5 protein-coding genes and 8 pseudogenes are annotated in these 21,989 nt (G+C 72.6%); 12 read left to right on the top strand and 1 reads right to left on the bottom strand.

What is annotated here, in order from left to right; all coding sequences use genetic code 11:
* Positions 1 to 2: 2 nt before the first annotated feature.
* Positions 3 to 425, top strand: a complete 423-nt coding sequence (locus UK82_RS28320) for a hypothetical protein (protein ID WP_044888008.1) — start codon at positions 3 to 5, stop codon at positions 423 to 425.
* A 141-nt stretch (positions 426 to 566) separates the two neighbouring features.
* On the opposite strand, the gene UK82_RS28315 is transcribed toward UK82_RS28320, so the two are convergent.
* Complete coding sequence (locus UK82_RS28315) at positions 567 to 1,493, bottom strand: TIGR03620 family F420-dependent LLM class oxidoreductase (protein ID WP_044888007.1); 927 nt, start codon at positions 1,491 to 1,493, stop codon at positions 567 to 569.
* Positions 1,494 to 2,034: 541 nt separating this feature from the next.
* Here UK82_RS28315 and UK82_RS42135 point away from each other — a divergent pair.
* The 11 genes and pseudogenes from UK82_RS42135 to UK82_RS40715 all read left to right on the top strand — a co-directional run.
* Positions 2,035 to 3,838: pseudogene (locus UK82_RS42135) on the top strand (HAD-IIIC family phosphatase); the annotation flags it as partial.
* A gap of 88 nt (positions 3,839 to 3,926) precedes the next feature.
* A complete protein-coding gene (locus UK82_RS28305) occupies positions 3,927 to 4,151 on the top strand; it encodes an acyl carrier protein (protein ID WP_044888006.1) in 225 nt (74 codons plus the stop codon).
* Positions 4,151 to 4,987: a 2-oxo acid dehydrogenase subunit E2 gene (locus tag UK82_RS28300; protein ID WP_044888005.1), complete on the top strand. Its 837-nt coding sequence runs from the start codon at positions 4,151 to 4,153 to the stop codon at positions 4,985 to 4,987. Before UK82_RS28305 ends, UK82_RS28300 begins: the two co-directional genes overlap by 1 nt.
* 88 nt (positions 4,988 to 5,075) lie before the next feature.
* Positions 5,076 to 5,477 (top strand): annotated as a pseudogene (locus UK82_RS40745) (alpha/beta hydrolase); the annotation flags it as partial.
* 1 nt (position 5,478) lies between these two features.
* Positions 5,479 to 6,182 (top strand): annotated as a pseudogene (locus tag UK82_RS40740) (esterase FrsA); the annotation flags it as partial.
* A 5-nt stretch (positions 6,183 to 6,187) separates the two neighbouring features.
* A pseudogene (locus tag UK82_RS40735) lies at positions 6,188 to 12,997 on the top strand (type I polyketide synthase); the annotation flags it as partial.
* Between the two features lies 1 nt (position 12,998).
* A pseudogene (locus UK82_RS40730) lies at positions 12,999 to 15,161 on the top strand (SDR family NAD(P)-dependent oxidoreductase); the annotation flags it as partial.
* 1 nt (position 15,162) lies between these two features.
* Positions 15,163 to 19,187, top strand: a pseudogene (locus UK82_RS40725) (type I polyketide synthase); the annotation flags it as partial.
* Positions 19,188 to 19,195: 8 nt separating this feature from the next.
* Positions 19,196 to 20,830 carry an SDR family NAD(P)-dependent oxidoreductase gene (locus UK82_RS43485; RefSeq protein WP_396230664.1) on the top strand — a complete coding sequence of 545 codons (1,635 nt, stop codon included), beginning with the start codon at positions 19,196 to 19,198 and terminating at the stop codon, positions 20,828 to 20,830.
* A gap of 6 nt (positions 20,831 to 20,836) precedes the next feature.
* Positions 20,837 to 21,714, top strand: a pseudogene (locus UK82_RS40720) (beta-ketoacyl synthase N-terminal-like domain-containing protein); the annotation flags it as partial.
* Between the two features lie 64 nt (positions 21,715 to 21,778).
* Positions 21,779 to 21,978, top strand: a pseudogene (locus UK82_RS40715) (hypothetical protein); the annotation flags it as partial.
* Positions 21,979 to 21,989 lie beyond the last annotated feature (11 nt).

Genomic DNA, 21,989 nt, shown 5'->3' with positions numbered 1-21,989 from the left:
TCATGTCAGTGCGCTGTGTCCCGGTGTCGGGGGCCGAGGCGGCGAAACTGGTGCCGATCCTGCACGACGCCGAGGAGGACGACGAACGCATCCGGACCGCGATGCGTGATCCCGCCTGCGAGACCTACGCGGCGCTCGTCGACGAGCAGGCGGTCGGGGCGGCGGTCGTGCGCTGGGGCGAGCCGGAGCCGGCCGAGATCCTGTACCTCGCGGTCGTGGCCAGCTTCGCCGACGAGGGCTCACCGCTGAACAAGGTCGCCGTGGAGGATCTGGCGGAGTGTCTGCCGGTGCGGGAGCGCCGCTGGTACAAGAGCCGCAGGTATTACTTCGACCAGATCCTTTCAGGGGATGGCATACTCTGGCCGGCGACCGGCCGCGTGGGTCAGGCAGAGGAGGCTTTCGGTCGGGTCGGTCCCACGCGTTGACGATCCCCTGGCGGAGGAGACCAGCCCGGACGGCTTCCCCGACCCCGAAGGCCGGCGTTTCGGCCGGCGCGTCGGGCTCGTTGTCCGCCTTCCCCGACAGCAGCCCACCGCCGGCGCCGGCGCGAGCCGTCGAGGAGCCGGTTACGACAGGGGCGCGACGCTCTGCAGGGCCGGCGCGAGCTCACGCCATACGAGGTCCGGCAGCGTGGCGGGACTGGCGGTGAGGACCTGGATGCAGACGTGGTTCGCCCCCGCGTCGAGGTGCTGGCGTACGCGGTCCTGGATCGTGGTGGCATCCGGATAGGCGACGATCGCGTCGACCAGCCGACGGCTCGGGCCACCGATGAGGTCATCGCTGCCGAAGCCCAGCCGCCGAAGGTTCGCCTCATGGTGGGGCGCCGCGGCGACATAGCCGCCGACGTGCGCAGTGGCGATCTGGCGAGCCCGATCGACATCGGAGTCCAGGACGACGGCCTGCTCGACCGCGAGGAACGGCGCAGGACCGAGGATCTCGCGGGCCTGGCGGGTGTGTTCCACGGGTACGAGGTAGGAGTGCGCCCCCGACGTCCGCAGTGCCGCCAACGAGAGCATCTTGGGCCCGAGCGCGGCCAGCACCCGGGGCGCCCCCGGCGGCGACGGGCTGTGGGCGGGGACGGCGTCCATGGCGGCCAGATAGGCGTCCATGGTCGACACTGCCCGGCCCAGCGCCGGCATCGGATAGCCGTCCAGCTTGTGGATGGTGTCGTCCACGCGGTGTCCGCCAAGGCCGAGAAGATAGCGCCCCGGAAACGCCTCGCCCAGCGCGCGGGCCGCGGTCGCCATGGCAACCGGGTCGCGAAACGCGATGTTCGCGACGCCGGAGGCGACGGCGATGCGCCGGGTGGCCGACAGCAGCAGCCACGCCTGGCCCACCGTGTCGCGGCCGAACGCCTCTCCATACCAGATGGCGCCGTAGCCCAGTTCCTCGATCTCCGCGGCGGCTTCCCGCACCCGGGTGGCGGGCTGGCCATCGAAGTCGAACGTCCAGAGGCCGACGTGGCCGAGGTCGTGTTCCAGGTCTGTCGTCACACTCGTTCCCCTTTCTTTGACATACCGTATTTTTCCCAAACGCAAATGTGATTTTCGGGGCTATGTTGAGTAACCCCGTCATGGGTAGGCGTCGGCGGTCGAGCCAATACCGGTCGGCCTGCTACCTGGCTGAACAGTCGAGGAGAACCAGAGCGCGAGTCCGACTGCCGACCTGTCGGCATCCTCGTGTTCGGTTCGGGAGTCCCGTCCACGACGCGCCGCGGACCATGTCCAGGCCACCTGACGGATCCGTCACATCGGCGGACGGCGGCCCAGGCGTGGTGTCGATGTCGATCGCGACACCGGCGGCGGTTCTGGAATTCCCACCTCGGAGTGCGTGATCAGCCGCAAGAACCCGGCATTCGGTCTAGAGCCGATATAGCCGCACTTTAGGACCGCCGCCGAGCATCTTTCTGGGGCCGCCAGCCCGCCGGGCATCCGATGGGCGCGGTCCTGTGTCGGTAGGGAGTTCACCGGAAAGTCGGTCCTCGTGGCGCCGAAAGCGTCGCGTCGGCCGTGCGACTTTGACAAGGACGTGCTGATGAAATCTCCTGAGCGCTCCGTGTCGACGGCCGAGAACGATCTGCTCTCCCCGTTCCAGTCGGGTCGGTTGGCCGCTCGGTACCCACTGGTCAAGGATCATCTCGCCTCGCTGGCCGAGTCCGAGCTGGTCCGGGCCGGCCACCTGCTGAGCCGGGTCGATCCGGCCGAGGTCCTGCGGCACCACCCCGCCATCCCGACGGTGTCCGTCGCCGTGACCGGCCACGGGACCTTCTCGTCGCTGCTCCCGCACCTCACCGCCGAGATCGCGCGGCATGGCGTGCTGCTGCGGCCGTTCTTCTCGAACTACGACAGCTACGTCTTCGAACTGTCCGATCCGGGCAGCCCGCTGTATCGCACGGGTGCCGACCTCACCCTGTGTCTGCTCGATCCGATGCTGGTCCTCGACGACCTACCGGTCCCCTGGACTCCGGCCGACGTGGACCAGGCCCTCACGGCGAGGATCGGGGTGATCGAGCGGCTGGTGGAGGTGTTCGAGGCAACCAGCGCTGGCACGTTGGTCCTCAACACCCTGCCCCTGCCGTGGCGCTTCTCGGCGCAGCTCGTCGACTATCGATCCAAGGCTGATCTCGGAATCGGCTGGCGGCGGGCGAACACCCGTCTGCTGCAGCTGATGACGGACCACCCCCAGGTGGTGGTCGTCGATCTCGATCCGGTGGTGGCGGACGGCGTGCCGGTGACCGACGCCCGGCTGAGCACCTACGCGAAGGCCCATCTCTCCCCGCTGCTGCTCGCTCGATACGCCCGCGAGATCGGGCACCTGGCGCGCGCCGCGGCGGGGCGGAGCAAGAAGTGCCTCGTCGTCGACCTCGACGGGACGCTGTGGGGTGGGGTGCTCGGTGACGACGGGGTCGAGGGCATCGACGTGGGCGGCAGCTACCGCGGTGAGGCGTTCCAGGTGTTCCAGGGCGTGGTGAAACAGCTCGGATCGCAGGGCGTGCTGGTGGCCGCGGTGAGCAAGAACGAGCGCGATCTCGTGCATCGAGCCTTTCAGGAACGCGCGGAGATGGTCCTGCGTGACGAGGACCTCGCCCGCATCGTCGCGAGCTGGAGCCCCAAGCACGAGATGCTCGCCGAGTTGGCGGCCACCCTGAACCTGGGCCTGGACAGCTTCGTCTTCGTCGACGACAGCGCGTACGAGTGCGGGCTGGTCCGGCGAGAACTTCCCATGGTGACGACCATCCAGGTGGGCGAGGATCCCGCGGGTCATACCGAGGCGGTGTTGCGGGACGGGTGGTTCGGTCTGCGGGAACTGACCGCGGAGGATCGGACCCGGGGCGAGAAGTATCGTCAGGAGATCGAGCGCAAGAACTTTCTGGACAATTTCGACTCGCTCGGGGACTATCTGCGCGAACTGAAGGTCACCGTACGGCTGGCGGGTGTCGGTGAACCGGAGATCTCCCGGGTGTCGCAGCTGACGCTGCGGACGAACCAGTTCAACATGACCACCCGTCGACTCCAGCGCTCCGATGTCCGCTCACTGCTTTCCGAGCCGGGCACCGATGTGCTCGCGATCCATGCGGCCGATCGCTTCGGCGACCATGGTCTGGTCGGCGCTGTGTTTCTGCGCCGGACCGACCGGGATCTCTACATCGACAACTTCCTGCTGAGTTGCCGGGTATTCTCCCGAGGAATCGAGCAGGGCTGTCTCGCGGCAATTCTCGACCATGCTCGTGAGGCGACGATGGAGGCGGTCCACGGATTTTACCGGCCGAGTGCACGAAACGGCCTGGTCGAGGACTTCTACACCCGCAACGGATTCGTCCGAGTCGGCGAGGAAGGCCNGGTCGTGATATTTCGCAACGATCTGCTCCGGCCGCTGGACCGACCCGAACATCTTACCCTGCACGAAGAGTTTGGAAAGGAAGCACCGTGACCACAGTGGAGGAATTCGTCGCCCTGGTCCGAGACGAGCTCGGCCTGCCGATCTCGGCCGACGACATCGAATCCAGCTTCGACGAGATCCCGGGCTGGGATTCGGTGCACCTGCTGTGGCTCCTCTCGATCCTGGAGCAGCGGACCGGCCGTTCGGTCTCCCTTCCGGACGTTCTGGAGGCGTCCAGTCTGCGCGGCATCTACGCCCTGACGGTGGCGTGATGAGACTTGCTCGGGAACGCCGTCACACCCTGTACTTCCTCGAGGAGATCCGTCGGTTCTCGCCGGTCTTCCTGGACACCGAGGTCGACATGACGCGGGTGAACGAACACCGGGCGAGGGAACGGGAGGCCGGGCGGCGGTACTCGCCCCTTGCCTATCTCGTACTCGCCTCGGCCGCCGTCCTGGCGGACCATCCCGCGGCGAACGCGGCGATCAGAGGCCGGTTCCTTCCCCGGGTCACCAGCTATCCGGACGTCAACACGAAGATCACTTTTGATCGGACGTTGAACGGGCAGCGGGTCGTCCTGTCCGCGGTGCTGACGGGGGCCGGCGGCGCGAGCCTCGAGGAGATCCAGGGCTGGCTGGACCGCTTTCGTGCGGTGGACCCGACCACGGCGCCGGAGTTCGCGGGGGCCCGCGCCCTGCACCGACTGCCGATGGCGCTGGGCCGCCAGGCGTTTCGGGCCCGGGTCCGGCCGCTGGCGGGCCGAGCCGCGGTCATGGGTACGGTCGCCGTGACCTCGCTGGGACACCGCCCGATCGATTCCTTCCACTCCGTCGGCGGCACGACTGTCACCTTCGGAGTCGGGCGGGTCCAGGACCGGCCGGTGGCGCGCGACGGGCAGGTGCGCATCGCCCCGGTGCTGCGCCTGAGCATGGCCTTCGACCACCGCGTGATCGACGGGGCGGAGGCGGCGGACATCCTCGCCGAGGTGCGGCACGCCCTGGCCGGGTTCGAGGCCGGCTCCGGCGCTGCCGGTGTCGCCGCACGTCCGGCGTCCGTCGAGACCGGCGCAGCCGAGCTGGGCGAGCCACTGGAGGTGGGTTCGCCATGACGCCGGCACGCGGCGTCCCCGGCCCGGTCGCCGGCCGGGGTCCGCGCCCGTTGACGGTCGCCCGCAGATCCAGCGAGGAGGACGGACGATGAACGACGTCGGCGAGCTCAAGGAGTTCGCGACCGTGCACGCGCGCGCCCAGCAGATTCCGCGCGCCGTCGTGGCCGACGTGCTGGGGCGCATCGTTCACGACGACAGCGGTTCCGGCTCCTGGGTCGGGGAATGGAGCCGGGTCGCGCAGTCCCGGCAACGTCAGGGCGATCTTCTCGCGGCGAGCCGGCTGTACACCATGGCGAGATTCCCCTACCCCGGCGACCCGGCCAGGCAGGTCGCCTGGGAACGGGCCGTGGCGGCGTTCGATGCCTGGCGCTCGGCACAGGGGGTGGATCTGCGCCCGGTCGAGGTGAAGCTGTCGGCGGGGGAGTTCCGCTGCTGGGCGACCGGGCCCGCGCCGAGGGCCGGACAGCCGTTCGTGATCCTCATGGGGGGGNTCGTGAGCACGAAGGAGCAGTGGGCCCCCACGCTGGTGCGGCTGAACCGGTTGGGGGTCGCCGGCGTCGTCACCGAGATGCCCGGAGTGGGCGACAACACGCTCCCGTACGACGCCACGAGCTGGCGGATGGTGCCCGCGCTGCTCGACGCCGTCACCGACCAGGCCACGACTCCGCGGGTCCACGCGATGGCGATGAGTTTCAGCGGCCACCTGGCGCTGCGCTGCGCGCTCGACGACCCGAGGATCGCGAGCGTCCTCACCGTGGGAGCGCCACTGCGGTACCTGTTCACCGACGAACGGTGGCAGGGCGCGCTGCCGCGGGTGACGGTGGACACCCTCGCCCATCTGACCGGCAGCCGGAACACCGAGGTGGGCGGGCACATCCGGAGCTGGGCCCTGACGCCGGAACAGCTGGGGGCATTGGACATCCCCGTCGCCTACATCGCCAGCCGGCGTGACGAGATCATCCCGCCGCAGGACATCGCCCTGCTGCGGCGGCACGTGCGTCGGCTCGACCTGCTCGAGTTCGACGACGTGCACGCCTCGCCACGCCACGTCGGTGTCACCGGGCCGTGGCTGACTCTCGAACTTCTGCGCATGCACGGCGCACCCCGCCGGCAGCGCGCGGCGCTGCGCGCCGCCCTGATTCCGCTACGGGCCGGCACCCGACTGTCCGCGGCCCGGAACGGGAGGCATCAGTGACCGGGGTGGGTCAAGACGGACCACGGCAGGAGACGGCGGCCGGCGAGGACGCCATCGCGATCGTCGGTGTGGCCTGCCGGCTGCCCGGCGCGCCCGGGCCGGCCGAGTTCTGGGAACTCCTGCGCGCCGGCCGCGACGTGATCACCACGACTCCGTCCGACCGTCGGATCGCCGGGAGCGTGGCGGCGGAGACGGGCGTGGCGGCGGAGACGCCGGACCGCATCGGCCGCGGCGGCTATCTCGACCAGGTCGCCGGCTTCGACGCCGCCTTCTTCGGGATCTCCCCCCGGGAGGCTGCGGCCATGGACCCCCAGCAGCGTCTGATGCTCGAGCTGAGCTGGGAGGCGCTGGAGGACGCCGGCCTGGTGCCGAGGACCCTGGTGGGCAGCCGGGTGGGAGTGTTCGTCGGCGCCATGGCGGCCGACTACGCCACGCTGCTGGCCCGCTCGGGTGCGCGCGCGATCGACCGGCACTCGCTGGTGGGCACGCAGCGGGCCGTCATCGCCAACCGGGTCTCGTTCAACCTGAACCTTCGCGGCCCGAGTCTCACGGTGGACGCGGCCCAGTCGTCGTCCCTGGTCGCCGTGCACCTGGCCTGCGAGAGCCTTCGGGCGGGCGAGTCGGGACTCGCGCTGGCCGGGGGGGTGAACCTCAACCTCGTCCCGGAGAGCAGCATCGCCGCGATGCGGTTCGGCGCGCTGTCGCCGGACGGCCGGTGCTTCACCTTCGACGCGCGCGCGAACGGCTACGTCCGGGGTGAGGGCGCCGCCGTGGTGGTGCTCAAGCCGCTGGCCGCCGCCCAGGCCGACGGCGACCGGATCTACTGCGTCGTGCGCGGCAGCGCGGTCAACAACGACGGTTCCACCGCCGGGCTGACCGTTCCCGACGCGCGGGCCCAGGAGTCGGTGATCCGCCTGGCCTGCGCCCGGGCCGGAGTCGACCCGACCGAGGTCCAGTACGTCGAGCTGCACGGCACCGGGACCCCGGTGGGCGACCCGATCGAGGCCGCCGCCCTGGGCGCGGCCCTCGGCGCCGACCGGGACGACGATGACGCCCTGCTGGTCGGGTCGGTCAAGACGAACGTCGGACACCTGGAAGGAGCCGCCGGCATCACCGGCCTGCTCAAGGCCATCCTGAGCATCCGGCACCGGGAGATCCCGGCGAGCCTCAACTTCGAGACACCCAACCCTCGGATCCCCCTCGCCGAGCTGGGACTGCGGGTGGCCCGGCAGCTCGGCCCGTGGCCGCGGGCCGAGCTGCCGCTGATCGCCGGGGTGAGCTCGTTCGGGATGGGCGGAACGAACTGCCACGTGGTTCTCACCGAGGCGTCGACCGGCCCCGCCGGCCGCCTGGCGCGGACGCCCGACGCGGACGCCGCCGGGATCGACCAGCCGGCGCTGCCGTTCCCCGTCTCCGCGCGGACCGCGGGGGCGCTGCGGGCGCAGGCCGCGCGGCTGAGCACGCGGCTCGCCGCCGGGACCGGCCCGTCGCTGACGGACGTCGGCTACTCGCTGGCCACCACCCGGACGACCTTCGAACACCGGGCCGTCGTGGTCGCGCGCGACCACGACGAGCTGCGGGCCGGGCTCGAGGCACTGGCCGATGGCAGGGCCACGCCGCAGGTGACCGAGGGGCGGGCGGGCACCGATGTGCCGGTGTTCCTCCTCCCGGGGCAGGGCAGCCAGCGGGCGGGAGCGGGACAGGTCCTCTACCGGGGATATCCGGTGTTCGCGGCCGCGCTCGACGAGGCCTGCGCGCACCTCGACCCGCATCTCGACCGCCCGTTGCGGGACGTGCTGTTCGCCGCCGTCGACTCCGATGCCGCGGCCCTGCTCGACCAGACCTCGTACACCCAGCCGGCACTGTTCGCGCTGGGAGTCGCCCTGCACCGGCTGGTGGAGTCCTGGGGGCTGCAGCCGGCGTCGCTCATCGGGCACTCGATCGGAGAGCTGACCGCCGCCCACATCGCCGGGGTGCTCTCACTGACCGACGCGGCCCGCCTGGTGGCCGTCCGCGGCCGGCTCATGCAGTCCGTGGCGGCGACGGGTGCCATGGCGGCACTGCGGGGAACGGAGGAGCAGATCCGGGCGCTGCTCTCCGGTCGCGAGCACCAGGTCGGGATCGCCGCGGTCAACGGCCCGACCGCGGTGGTGATCTCCGGTGATCGCGAGGCCGTGCTCGACCTCGTGGCGACCTGGCGCGAGCGTGGGCACAAGGCGCAGCGGCTCCGGGTGAGCCACGCCTTCCACTCGCCGCACATGGACACGGTGCTGACCGAGTTCCGGCAGGTCGCCGAGGAGCTCACCTACGCCGCTCCCGCCGTTCCCGTCGTGTCGAACCTGACCGGTCGGATGGCCACGACGGCGCAGCTCACGTCGCCCGGGTACTGGGTGGACCATGTCCGGCAGCCGGTTCGTTTCCTGGACGGCGTGCGCGCCCTGCGCGACCAGGGCGCCACCACGTTCGTCGAGCTGGGGCCGGACGCCGTGCTCACCGGGATGGTGCGGGAGTGCCTGGCCGACGACTCCGGTCCGACGGCGACGGTCGCGCTGCTGCGCCGGGGCCGTCCGGAGGATCTGAGTCTGCTCACCGGTCTCGCCCGCGTCCACGTGCGAGGGGCCGGCCTCGAATGGGGCGTGACGTTTCCCCGAGGCCGTCGGACGAGCCTGCCGACCTACGCCTTCCAACGTCAGCACTACTGGCTGGACGCCACAGGCCCGCAGGCGCCCGCGGCGGTACCGCCAGCCACGTCGCCCGCGCCCCTCGCGGTTGCGGCGCCCTCCGCCCCGCAACCGGCACTTCCGGAGCCGGCGGTCTCCGGGCCGGCGGTGCCGGAGCTGGCGGTGCCGGAGCCGGCAGGGCCGGAGCCGGCAGGGCCTCGGACGCCGGCCGGACGGGATCTGAGCTCGTTGTCGAAGGCCGAGCTGGCGGCCGAACTGCTGGAGATCGTGCGCACGAACACGGCCGTCGTGCTGGGGCACGTCACCACCGGGACCATCGACACCGACCTGCCGTTCAGGGATCTCGGGTTCGACTCGTTGTCGGCCGTGGAGCTGCGGGAGGCTCTCGGCGCGGCGACCGGCCTGCGGCTGTCCGATTCGCTGATCTACAACCATCCGACCCCGGCCGAGCTGGTCCGCCACCTCACGGCCGAACTGCTCGGCACGACGGCCGACCCGGCCGACCCCGTCCGGGCGACGGTGGCAGGCGGTGGGTCGGTCGGTGACGAGCCGATCGCGATCGTGGGCATGGCCTGTCGCTACCCCGGCGGGGTGACCTCCCCGGAACAGCTGTGGCAGCTCGTCGCGGACGGCATCGACGCCACCTCCGGTTTTCCCGTCAACCGCGGCTGGGACCTCGCCGCGCTCTACGACCCCGATCCGGATCAGTCCGGTACCTCGTACACCCGGTCCGGCGGATTTCTGCACGATGCGGACCTGTTCGACGCCGCCTTCTTCGGCATCAGCCCGCGGGAGGCCGCCGCGATGGATCCGCAGCAGCGCCTGCTGCTGGAGACCGGGTGGGAGTCGCTGGAGCGGGCCGGCATCGACCCCACCTCGCTGCGCGGCAGCCGGACCGGGGTGTTCGTCGGCGTCACCGCGCAGGAGTACGGCCCGCGGCTGCACGAGTCCGCCGCGGGCGCCGACGGGTACCTGCTGACCGGTGGCACCACCAGCGTCGCCTCCGGACGGATCGCCTACACCCTGGGCCTGGAGGGACCGGCGGTCACGATCGACACCGCCTGCTCGTCGTCGCTGGTCGCGATGCACCTCGCCGGCCAGGCCCTGCGCCTGGGCGAGTGCTCGCTCGCGGTCTGCGGGGGCGCCACGGTGATGTCCTCTCCCGGCATGTTCGTCGAGTTCAGCCGCCAGCGCGGGCTCGCCGCCGACGGCCGTTGCAAGGCGTTCGCCGCGTCCGCCGACGGCACCGGTTGGGCCGAGGGCGTGGGGATGGTCGTGCTCGAACGACTCTCCGACGCCGAGCGGCACGGCCACCAGGTGCTGGCCCTGCTGCGGGGTTCGGCCATCAACTCCGACGGCGCCAGCAACGGCCTGACCGCGCCGAACGGCCGCTCGCAGGAGCGGGTCATCCGCCAGGCGCTCGCGCACGCCGACCTGAGCCCCGACCAGGTCGACGCGGTGGAGGCCCACGGCACCGGCACCACCCTCGGCGACCCCATCGAGGCGGAGGCGCTGCTGGCGACCTACGGCCGGTCGCGGCCGCCGCAGCGGCCCCTGTGGCTGGGATCGCTGAAATCGAACATCGGCCACACCCAGGCGGCGGCGGGTGTCGGCGGCGTCATCAAGATGGTCATGGCGATGCGCGCCGGGACCCTCCCAGCGACGTTGCACGTGGATCAGCCCTCCCCGCGGGTGGACTGGTCGGCGGGCGCGGTGTCGCTGCTGACCCGTCGCCGTCCCTGGGTCCGCGGGGAGCAGCCGTTGCGGGCGGGCGTCTCCTCGTTCGGGATCAGCGGGACGAACGCCCACGTCATCGTCGAACAGGCACCGGACACCGCGACTCACTCCGTGACGGCGGCCGGGTCGGATGAGGATCGGCGCCGGGACGAACCCGCGAGGCAGGCCCCGCAGACCGAGGAACCGGTGACGGTGCCGTGGGTGCTCTCGGCGCGGACCGAGTCGGCGCTGCGTGACCAGGCCGGGCGGCTCGGTGCGGTGGCGGCCGATCCGGCGGCGGAGCCGACCAGTGTCGGCCTCGTCCTCGCCACCGGCCGCGCGAGGTTCGAGCATCGCGCGGTCGTCCTCGGCGCCCGGCGCGATGACCTCGCGGCCCGGCTCGCCGCGCTGGGCGCGGGCGAGCCGATGCCGGGTCTGGTGCGGGGCACCGCCGGTAACCCGGGCCTGACCACCTTCGTCTTTCCCGGCCAGGGCTCGCAGTGGGTCGGCATGGCCACCGACATGGCGGCGCGCTCCGCGGCGTTCCGCGCGAGTTTCGAACGGTGCGGCGCGGCCATCGACCGCTACGTCGACTGGTCGTTGCCCGAGGTGGTGCGGGGTTCGGTGGACGGCGCCGGGCTCGACCGAGTCGACGTCGTCCAGCCGGTGCTGTTCGCGATGCTGGTGTCGCTGGCCGAAGCGTGGCGTTCCTTCGGGGTGCATCCCGAAGCGGTGGTCGGCCACTCCCAGGGAGAGATCGCGGCCGCGCACGTGGCTGGCGCGCTCAGCCTGGACGAGGCCGCGCGCATCGTGACGCTGCGCAGCCAGCTCATCGGCAGGGCGCTGGTCGGGCGGGGTGGCATGCTCTCGGTCGCGCTGCCGGCCGAGCGCGTGACGCGGCTGCTCGCCCGCTGGGCGGACCGGCTCGCCGTGGCCACCGTCAACGGCCCCGCAGCCACCGTCGTGTCCGGGGACCCGGACGCTCTGGACGGTTTGGCGGCCCTGTGCGCGGAGCAGGAGATCCGGACCCGGCGGATCGCCGTCGACTACGCCTCCCACTCCCCCCAGGTGGAGTCCATCCGGGAGGAGCTGCTCGACATCCTGGCTGACCTCCGGCCGCGAGCCTCGGACGTGCCGTTCTACTCGACCGTGACCGGTCAGCGGCTGGACACCACCGCGCTCGACGCCGACTACTGGTATCGCAACCTGCGTGGCGTGGTCCGGTTCGACGCGGCCGTCACCGCGTTGCACGGGGCCGGGCATCGCACGTTCGTCGAGGTCAGCCCGCATCCGGTCCTCACCACCGGCGTGGCCGAGACCATCGCGGCCGAGGGTCTCCCGGCCGCGACCGTCGTCGGATCCCTACGTCGCGACGAGGGCTGGGAGCGGTTTCTGACCTCCGTGGCCGAGGCTCACGTCGGGGGCACGCCGGTGGACTGGCGCCCGGCCCTGGCCGGCCCGTCCCGGCCCGCAGTCGCCGTACCGACCTACCCCTTCCAGCGTCAACGATGCTGGCTCGACGTTCCGGCCTCGTCGGGCGACCCGACCGCGGCGGGCATGGAGCGTTCCGGGCATCCGCTGCTGGGCGCCGCGGTGACGCTCGCCGACGGGGATGGCGTGGTGTTCGTCGGGCGACTGACCGCCGGGGCTCAACCCTGGCTCGTCGACCATGCGGTGCTCGGCACGGTCGTGCTGCCCGGGACCGCCTTCGTCGAGCTGGCGCTGCACGCGGCCCGGCGGGTCGCCGAGAGCCGGCTCGACGAACTCGTCCTCGCGGCGCCGCTCGTCCTGCGCGCGGAGGACGCGGTCATCGTGCAGGTGACGGTGGGTGCGGCGGACGAGTCCGGGCGCCGGCCCGTGGCGGTGCACTCCCGCCCGGACGAGAACACACCCGACGCGGCCTGGGTGCGGCACGCCTCCGGGACGGTGTCCCCGCCGCGCCCGACGCCGGCCGCCGCCGCGGACGCGGTCATGGATCTGGGGGGTGCCTGGCCGCCGTCGGGCGCGGTCCCGGTCGATCTCACCGACGTCTACGAGAACCTGGCCGGGCGCGGGTACGGCTACGGTCCGGCCTTCCGGGGGCTGCGGGCCGCGTGGCGCCTCGGCGAGCAGCTTCTCGCCGAGGTGCGCCTGCCGGACGGCCTGCACGCCGAGGCCGGTGCCTTCGGTATCCACCCGGCACTGCTCGACGCCGCTCTGCACCCGGTCGTCGGGTTCGCGTCCAGGGGCGGCTCGGTCGACGGGGACGCGGCCGACGACCAGGTGGCCGGGATTCGGCTGCCGTTCGTCTGGCGCGGCGTGCGGCTGGAGCGGACGGGCGCGACCTCGTTGCGGGTGCTGGTGCGACCCGCCGGCGATGACGGGGCAGACGCCGTCACCCTCACCGTGGCCGACGACAGCGGGGCCGTGGTGGCGCAGNCCGAGGCGCTGACTCTACGGTCCATCCTGCCCCAGCAGCTGGCCGCCGCCACGACGCGGCGCGACCCGCTGTTCGAGATCGGCTGGAAGCCCGCCTGGGACGTCGCCGCTCCCGCCGCCCTCGGGGAACGGTGGGCACTCGTGGGGGACGGCCTCGGCGACCTGCCGGGTACCGACGCCCAACGCTGGACGGACCTCGAGGCGCTTCTGGGTGCCCTCGAAGCGGGAACACCGGTTCCCGACGTGATCGTGCTGCCGGCCACCGTGACCGGTGCCGCCGGCAGTGATCCCGCCGGGCCTGGCGGCACGAGCGCCGGCGGGCCCGGCCTGGGCGGCCACGGGCTCGACGGCGCGTCGCTGGATGTGACCACCCGCGTGCTGGCGGACATCCAGGGTGCGCTCGCGGACGAGCGGCTGGCGCGCTCGCAGCTGGTGTTCGTGACCCGCAACGCCGTCGTCACGAAGGCCGACGACCCCGCGCCGGACCTGGCCCAGGCACCGGTGTGGGGCCTAATCCGGACCGCGCAGTCCGAGCATCCGGATCGGTTCGTCCTGGTCGACGTGACCGACGACCCGGCCTCGTACGAGCTGCTCCCCGTCGCGCTGGCGACGCGGGAGCCGCAGCTGGCGGTCCGCGACGGGCGCGGGTACACACCGCGGCTGGCCCGGATCGCGCCCGTCCCCGACCGCCGCGGCCCCGACGCTCCCGACGCCCCCGACGCCCCCGACCGACCGGCGGTCTTCCGCCCCGGCGGCACGGTCCTCGTCACCGGGGGCACGGGGTTGCTCGGCACGCTCGTCGCCCGGCATCTGGTTGAGGCGCACGGCGTACGGCACCTGCTGCTCGTCAGCCGCCGCGGACCCGACGCCGACGGCGCGGCCGCGACGGTGGAGGAGCTCACCGCCATCGGCGCCGAGGTCACCGTCGTAGCGGCCGATGCCGCCGACCGCGAGAGCATGACGGCCGTGCTGTCCGGGATTCCCCAGGGGCACCCGCTCACCGCGGTGATCCACACCGCCGGAACGTTGGCCGACGGAGTCGTCGAAGCCCTGGACCGGGAACGACTGGAGCAGGTCTGGCGCCCCAAGGCCCGGGCCGCGCTCGTGCTGCACGACCTCACCCGCGATCTCGATCTGACCGCGTTCGTCCTGTTCTCCTCGGTCGTCGGAATCCTCGGTAACGGCGGGCAGGGCAACTACGCGGCGGCGAACACCTTTCTGGACGCGCTGGCCGAGCACCGACGCGCCGAAGGGCTGGCGGCCACCTCGCTGGCCTGGGGGCTGTGGGCACCCGGCGGCGGCATGACCGCGGCCCTGGCGGGCGCCGACCTGGCTAGGCTGTCCCGTTCCGGTCTGGCGCCGATCCAGCCCGGCCAGGGGCTTGCGCTGTTCGACGAGGCGCTGGAGTCGACGCGTGCGGTCGTCGTCCCGGTCCGGCTGGACACGGTGGCACTGCGGAACCAGGCCGCGGCCGGGATGGTGCCCGTCGTGCTGCGGGAGCTCGCCCCGGTGTCGTCCCCGTCGACGGGTGCCCGGCCCGACCAGGCCGGGTCGTGGTCCGACCAGCTGCGTGACAAGCCTGCCGCCGAGCGGGAGCAGGCGGTGGCGCACCTGGTGAACGCGCAGGTCGCGACCGTGCTGGGCCATGCCACCCCGGTGACGCTGCCGGCGGACCGGGCCTTCAAGGAACTCGGTTTCGACTCGCTGACGGCGGTCGATCTGCGCAACCGCCTGGCCGCGGTGACCGGGCTGCGGCTGCCGGCGACGCTGATCTTCGACTACCCCACGCCCGAGGCCGTGGCCGCCTATCTGGACACCCGTCTGCGTGCGGACGGCGACGGGACGGCCACCGCCACCGGACCTGGCACCGGCCTGGCGGTGGCGCGCGCCGAGCCGCGGGCCGGCGACCCGGCCGAACCGATCGCGATTCTGGGCATCGGCTGCCGCTATCCGGGTGGCGTCCGGACCCCGGAGGACCTGTGGCGGCTGGTCACCGAGGGCGCGGACGTCATCGCCGAGTTCCCCACCGACCGGGGCTGGGACGTGGACACCCTCTACCACCCGGATCCCGATCATGTCGGTACCTCGTACACCCGCCGTGGTGGCTTCCTCTACGACGCCGCCGACTTCGACCCGGAGTTCTTCGGGATCTCGCCACGGGAGGNGCTGGCGACCGACCCGCAACAGCGCCTGCTGCTGGAGACCGCGTGGGAGGCGGTCGAACGGGCCGGGATCAGCGCCACCGCCCTGCGCGGCACCCGGACGGGCGTGTTCACCGGCGTGATGTACGACGACTACGCCTCCCGCCTGGGCCAGGCCCCGCCGGGTCTGGAGGGCTATCTGCTGACCGGGTCCACGACGAGCGTCGCGTCCGGGCGCATCGCCTACACCCTGGGCCTGGAGGGCCCGGCGATGACGGTCGACACGGCCTGTTCGTCGTCTCTGGTCGCCCTGCACCTCGCGGCGCAGGCGCTGCGCGGCGGCGAGTGCACCCTCGCGCTCGCGGGCGGGGTCACGGTGATGGCGACCCCGACGGTGTTCGTGGAGTTCAGCCGCCAGCGTGGACTGGCGCCGGATGGCCGGTGCAAGTCGTTCGGGGCCGCGGCGGACGGTGCCGCCTGGTCGGAGGGCGCGGGCATGGTCCTGCTCGAGCGTCTCTCCGACGCCCGGCGCCACGGCCATCCGGTGCTCGCCGTGGTGCGGGGCAGCGCGGTCAACGCCGACGGGGCGAGCAACGGCCTCACCGCGCCCAACGGCCCGTCGCAGGAACGGGTGATCCGCCAGGCCCTCGCCAGCGCCGGCCTGAACGCGGACGAGGTCGACGCCGTCGAGGCCCACGGCACCGGGACCACCCTGGGAGATCCCATCGAGGCACAGGCCTTGCAGGCCACCTACGGCCGGGATCGCCCGGCCGGCCGGCCGCTGTGGCTGGGATCGGTGAAGTCCAACATCGGCCACGCGCAGGCGGCGGCCGGCGTCGCGGGTGTGATCAAGATGGTGGCCGCCCTGCGGCACGGCCACCTTCCGCGGACCCTGCACGTCGACGAGCCCTCCCCACACGTCGACTGGGCGTCGGGCGCCGTGTCGCTGCTGACCGAGCCGGTCGACTGGCCGCGCGCCGTGCGTCCGCGCCGCGCCGCCGTGTCGTCGTTCGGGATCAGCGGCACCAACGCCCACCTCATCCTCGAGGAGGCTCCGGACGGCAGCGCCCTCCCCGAGCCGGCTCCGGCGGCTCCGGCCGCCGAGGAAGATCCGGCACAACCCGAGGCGTCCGGCGACGTCCCCGACCGCTCGCACCTCGTGTGGCCGATCACCGCGCGAAGCGAGCCGGCGCTGCGCGAGTACGCGCGCCGCCTGTACGACCTGGCCACCGACGGCGAGGTCGACCTGGGGGAGGTGGGGCTCGCCCTGACCCGGGGCCGGGTGGTGTTCGAGCACCGCGCCGTCGTACTCGCCGACGACCGGGCGGAGCTGGTCGAGGGGCTGGCGAAGCTGGCCGGCTCCGCGCCGGACGGGCTGCCGGCCCAGGTGGCACGCGGGGTGGTTCAGCCGACCGCACCGACCGCCTTCCTGTTCACCGGGCAGGGAAGCCAGCGCGTCGGGATGGGTCGGGAGCTGTACCAAACGGACCCGACGTTCCGGGCGGCGCTCGACGAGGTGTGCCAGGCGCTCGATCCGCATCTGCCTCAGCCGCTGCTCGAGGTGCTGTTCGCGGTGCAGGGCAGCGCGCAGGCGGAACTGCTCGACCAGACCCGCTTCGCCCAGCCGGCGCTGTTCGCCCTGGAAGTGGCGCTGTTCCGACTGGCGCGCTCGCGTGGACTGCGCCCCGACGTGGTGGGCGGTCACTCGGTGGGCGAACTCGCGGCCGCCCATGCCGCCGGCGTGCTGGATCTCGCCGCCGCCGCGGTCCTCGTGACGGCGCGGGGTCGGTTGATGCAGGAGATGCCGGCGGGTGGGGCCATGCTTGCCGTCACCGCCTCGGAGGAGGAGGTGCGGGCGTCCTGGGCCGGTCAGCCGATCGGGGTGACGGTCGCGGCGGTGAACGGGCCGCGCGCGACGGTGGTGGCGGGGGACCGGGCCGCGGTGGCCGAGCTGGCGCGGACCTGGCGCGAGGCCGGCCACCGGGTGCGGGAGCTGCGCGTGAGCCATGCCTTCCACTCGCATCACATGGACGGCATGCTCGACGAGTTCCGCCGCGTCGTCGAGGGGCTGGAGCTGCGCGCACCGTCGCTGCCCCTGCTGTCGAACCTGACCGGTGAGCTTGCCGACGAGCGGGTCCGTTCGCCGCAGTACTGGGTCGACCATGTCCGCCAGCCGGTGCGCTTCCTGGCCGGGATGCGCCAGCTCGAGGCGCTCGGCGTCCGCACCTACCTCGAGATCGGACCGGGCGGTCTGTCGGCGATGGCCGCCGACTGCGTCGGCGACGAGCAGCGCGACGAGCGGCTGTTCGCCGCGTTGCTGCGGGCCGGCCGCGGCGAGCACCGATCCGTCACGACGGCGCTGGCCCAGGCCTACGTCCGCGGGGCTCCCGTCGAGTGGAGCGCCACGCCGCCCGATGCCCGCGTGCCGCTGCCCGACCTGCCCACCTATCCGTTCCAGCGGCGGCGTTACTGGCTCGACGACGCCGGCGGCCACCGCACGACCACCATGGCCGGTCTGGACGCGGCCGACCACCCGCTGCTGACCGCCGCCGTCGTCCTGCCCGAGGACGGCGGGCTCGTCCTCACCGCGGCCCTGTCCCTGCGTTCCCATCCCTGGCTCGCCGATCATGCGGTCGAGGACACGGCCCTGCTGCCGGGAACCGCCTATGTCGAACTCGCGGTGTCGGCCGGGACCCGGGTGGACTGTCCACACGTCGAGGAACTGGTCATCGAGGCGCCGGTGACGCTCCCCGAAGGACCCGGGGTGAACCTGCGGCTCGTCGTGCAGGCCCCGGACGAGGACGGCCGGCGGATGTTCGCCCTGCACTCCCGGTCCGCGGGCACCGTGGACGACGACGGGGGGAGCCGTTGGACGCGACACGCGCGGGGGACACTGACCCGGAAACCCGCGGCCGTCATGGACCCGTCTCCTGCCGTGGACTCGTCTCCTGTCGTGGACTCGTCTCCCGCCGGGGGGCCGGCCACGCCCGGCCTGGGTTGGCCCGTCGGACCCGGGCAGGCGTGGCCGCCGTCGGGTGCGGTGCCGGTCGAGCTCGCTGACGCCTACGGCACGCTGGCGGACCTGGGGCTGCGGTATGGCCCCGCCTTCCAGGGACTGTCGGCGCTCTGGCGGCTCGGCGAGGACCTGTACGCCGACGTGCGCCTGCCCGACTCCGATCCGCAGGAGGCGCGGCGCTACGGGATCCACCCGGCCCTGCTCGACGCCGCGCTGCACCCGGTGGCGCTGGATCGGGTGCGTTCCGCGGCGGGAGCCGGCGGTGCCGCGGTGGCGCTGCCCTTCTCCTGGTCGGAGGTCTCGCTGTACGCCGCCGGGGCGAGCGCGCTGCGGGTCCGCCTGTCGCCGTCCGGTCCGGACCGCCTGACCCTGCAGGCCACGGATGTCAGCGGACGGCCGGTGCTGTCCGTCGGTGCCCTGACCGTTCGACCGGTGGATCTGGCCCGGATCGCGGGCGCCGGTTCGCGCCGGCCCCCGCTGTTCGAGGTGGAGTGGGTCGAGGCCGAGGTCGAGGACCTCGTCCCGGCCCGGGCCGGGACGTCCGAGGACACGACCACGGCCAGATGGGCGGTGCTCGGCACGGAGGCGGCCGGGCCGGCCGCGGCGCTGGCCGCCGGACTCGCCGGGTCGCCGGCCGCGGTGACGCGGCATCCGGACCTCGCCGGCCTGAGTGCCGCGGTGGCGGGCGGCGCGCCCGTGCCCGCCGTGGTCCTCGCGCCCGTCACCGTCGCGCGGCCTGTCGGCCCTGCTGACCCTGTCGGTTCTGATGACCCTGTCGGTTCTGATGATCCTGTCGGTCCTGGTGATCCCGACAGCCCCGGCCTGGACGTGCCCGAGGCCGTGCGCGTCGCCGTCCACCGCCAGTTGGCCATGCTGCAGGCCTGGCTCGACGATGAACGGTTCGCGACGTCGCGTCTCGTGGTGGTGACACACGGCGCGGTCGGCGTCTCCTCCGCCGGCGTCTCCTCCGCCGGTGGCCAGGCCGACCTGGAGGGGCCGGCGGGTCCGGCCGGCACGGTCGACGCGGCTGGGGNGGCCGACATGGTCGGGGGGGCCGTGTGGGGTCTGCTGCGATCCGCGCAACAGGAGGAACCCGGCCGCTTCCAACTCGTGGACCTCGACGATCGGGATGCCTCCGTCGCGGCGCTGCCGGCCGCGCTCGCCCAGGGCGTGCCGGAACTCGCGATCCGCGACGGGCGTCGCTACGTGCCCCGCCTCGTTCGTCTGTCGGATCGGGTCGAACCCGTCGGCCCGGACCCGGCGGATTCGCCCTTCGCGCGGCTCGATCCGTCGGGGACCGTGCTGATCACCGGTGGCGGCGGGACGCTCGGTGCCCTGGTGGCACGCCACCTGGTCGCCCATGGAGGCGTCCGGAATCTGCTGCTGGTGAGTCGCCGGGGGCCTGCGGCCGCGGGTGCCGCCGAACTGGAGGCCGAGCTCTCCGCCCAGGGCGCACAGGTGACGGTGACAGCGTGCGATGTGACGGATCGTGATCAGGTGGCGGCGCTGGTCGCGTCGGTGCCCGCCGACCGTCCGCTGACCGCCGTCGTGCATACCGCCGGCGTCCTCGACGACGGGGTGATCGGGTCACTGACGCCGCAGCGACTCGACCTGGTTCTGCGGCCGAAGGTGGATGCGGCCTGGCATCTGCACGAGCTCACCGCCGACCAGGACCTCGCGGAGTTCGTGCTGTTCTCCTCGGTGGCGGGCACCTTCGGCAATCCGGGGCAGGGCAGCTACGCGGCGGCGAACGCCTTCCTGGACGCGTTGGCCGCGCGGCGCCACGCCCAGGGGCGTCCGGCGACCTCGCTGGCCTGGGGGTTGTGGTCCCGCACCAGCGCCATGACGGGCACTCTCGACCGGGTCGACCGTGGCCGGCTGACTCGCGCCGGCCTCGTCGCGATGTCGGACGAGGAGGGGCTGGCACTGCTCGAGGCCGGGCTCGCCAGTAGCCGGGCGGCGCTCGTGGCCGCGCGGGTCGACCTGTCACGGCTGCGTGCCCAGGCCCGCGCGGACCTGCCGCACCATCTGTTCGCCGGTCTTGTCGGCCTGCCGGTCCGATCGGCCGGCGGCTCGGCCGCGGGCGCGGCCGATGGCGAGTCCCCGTTTCTGCGGCGCCTCGCCGAGGCACCGGACGCGCAGCGGGCGGACCTGGTGCTCGCGCTGGTCCGCGGCACCCTGGCGACGGTGCTCGGCCACTCCGACGCCGCCGCGGCGACCATGGACCCCCAACGCGGCCTGCTGGAGATGGGACTCGACTCGCTGACCGCAGTGGAGCTGCGCAACCGGCTGCACGCCGCCACCGCCCTGCGGTTGCCGAGCACGCTCGCGTTCGACTATCCGACGCCCGCCGCGCTCGCGGACCATCTGCTGGCCGCCCTGACACCCGAGGCGGCTGCCCTCGGCGGGCTGCCGCTCGCCGCGCTCGACCAGCTTGAGGCCGCGCTGGATCCGGGATCGGCGACCGATGCCGACCATGCCCGGGTCGCTCTGCGCCTGCAGAACCTGCTGCGCAGATGGAACGCCGACCGGAACGGCAACGGCTCCGCGGTGCCTGAGGATTCGGTGGACCTCGCCACGGCGACGGACGACGAACTCTTCAAGGCACTCGACAACGAGTTCGGGGAAATTCCGATGGACGACGCCGGAAACCCCCGACTGACGCGGGAAGGGTGAGACGCCATGACCTCCAACGAGGACAAGCTTCGTGAGTACCTCCGCCGTGCGACCGCCGACCTGCGGCAGGCACGCCGGCAGCTCTCCGTCTTCGAGGACCGGTCCACCGAGCCGTTGGCTGTGGTGGGGATGAGTTGCCGTTTCCCGGGTGGGGTGCGTTCGCCGGAGGGTTTGTGGGGGTTGGTGGCGTCGGGTGGGGATGCGATTTCGGAGTTTCCGTCGGGTCGGGGTTGGGGTGCGGGTCTGTATGATCCGGATCCTGATCGTGCGGGTTCTTCTTACAGTCGTTTCGGTGGTTTTCTGCATGATGCGGACGAGTTTGATCCGGGGTTTTTTGGTATGTCGCCGCGGGAGGCGTTGGCGACGGATCCGCAGCATCGTCTTCTGTTGGAGTTGACGTGGGAGGTGTTCGAGCGGGCGGGTATTGATCCGTCGGGTCTGCGGGGGAGTGCGACGGGTGTTTTCGCGGGGGTGATGTACGACGATTACGGGGTGCGGTTGATGGCGGCGCCGCCGGCGGGTTTCGAGGGTTTTCTGGCGACGGGTAGTGCGGGGAGTGTGGCGTCGGGGCGGGTGGCGTACACGTTTGGGTTGGAGGGGCCGGCGATCACGGTGGATACGGCGTGTTCGTCGTCGTTGGTGGCGGTGCATCTGGCGTGCCAGGCGTTGCGTGGTGGTGAGTGTTCGTTGGCGTTGGCGGGTGGGGTGACGGTGATGGCGACGCCGTCGACGTTTGTGGAGTTCAGCCGTCAGCGTGGGTTGGCGGCGGATGGGCGGGTGAAGGCGTTCGCGGCGGCGGCGGATGGGACGAGTTGGGGTGAGGGTGCGGGGATGCTGCTGTTGGAGCGGTTGTCGGACGCGCGTCGTCATGGCCATCGGGTGTTNGCGGTGGTGCGGGGGTCGGCGGTGAACTCCGATGGGGNGAGCAGTCAGCTGACGGCGCCGAANGGTCCGTCGCAGCAGCGGGTGATCCGGGCGGCGTTGGGGAGTGCGGGTCTGGGTGTGGGTGATGTGGATGTGGTGGAGGCGCATGGGACGGGTACCCGGTTGGGTGATCCGATCGAGGCGCAGGCGTTGCTGGCGACCTATGGTCAGGGCCGTCCGGTGGATCGGCCGTTGCTGCTGGGATCGGTGAAGTCGAACATCGGNCANACNCNGG

This window comes from Frankia sp. ACN1ag (assembly GCF_001414035.1).
GTDB classification, from domain to species: domain Bacteria; phylum Actinomycetota; class Actinomycetes; order Frankiales; family Frankiaceae; genus Frankia; species Frankia torreyi.
This window is presented reverse-complemented; position numbering and strand designations above follow the sequence as displayed.

Coding starts and splice junctions, on each gene's coding strand:
- UK82_RS28320 (WP_044888008.1), top strand. CDS start 3: ATGTCAGTGCGCTGTGTCCCGGTGTCGGGGGCCGAGGCGGCGAAACTG.
- UK82_RS28300 (WP_044888005.1), top strand. CDS start 4,151: ATGAGACTTGCTCGGGAACGCCGTCACACCCTGTACTTCCTCGAGGAG.
- UK82_RS43485 (WP_396230664.1), top strand. CDS start 19,196: ATGGTCGGGGGGGCCGTGTGGGGTCTGCTGCGATCCGCGCAACAGGAG.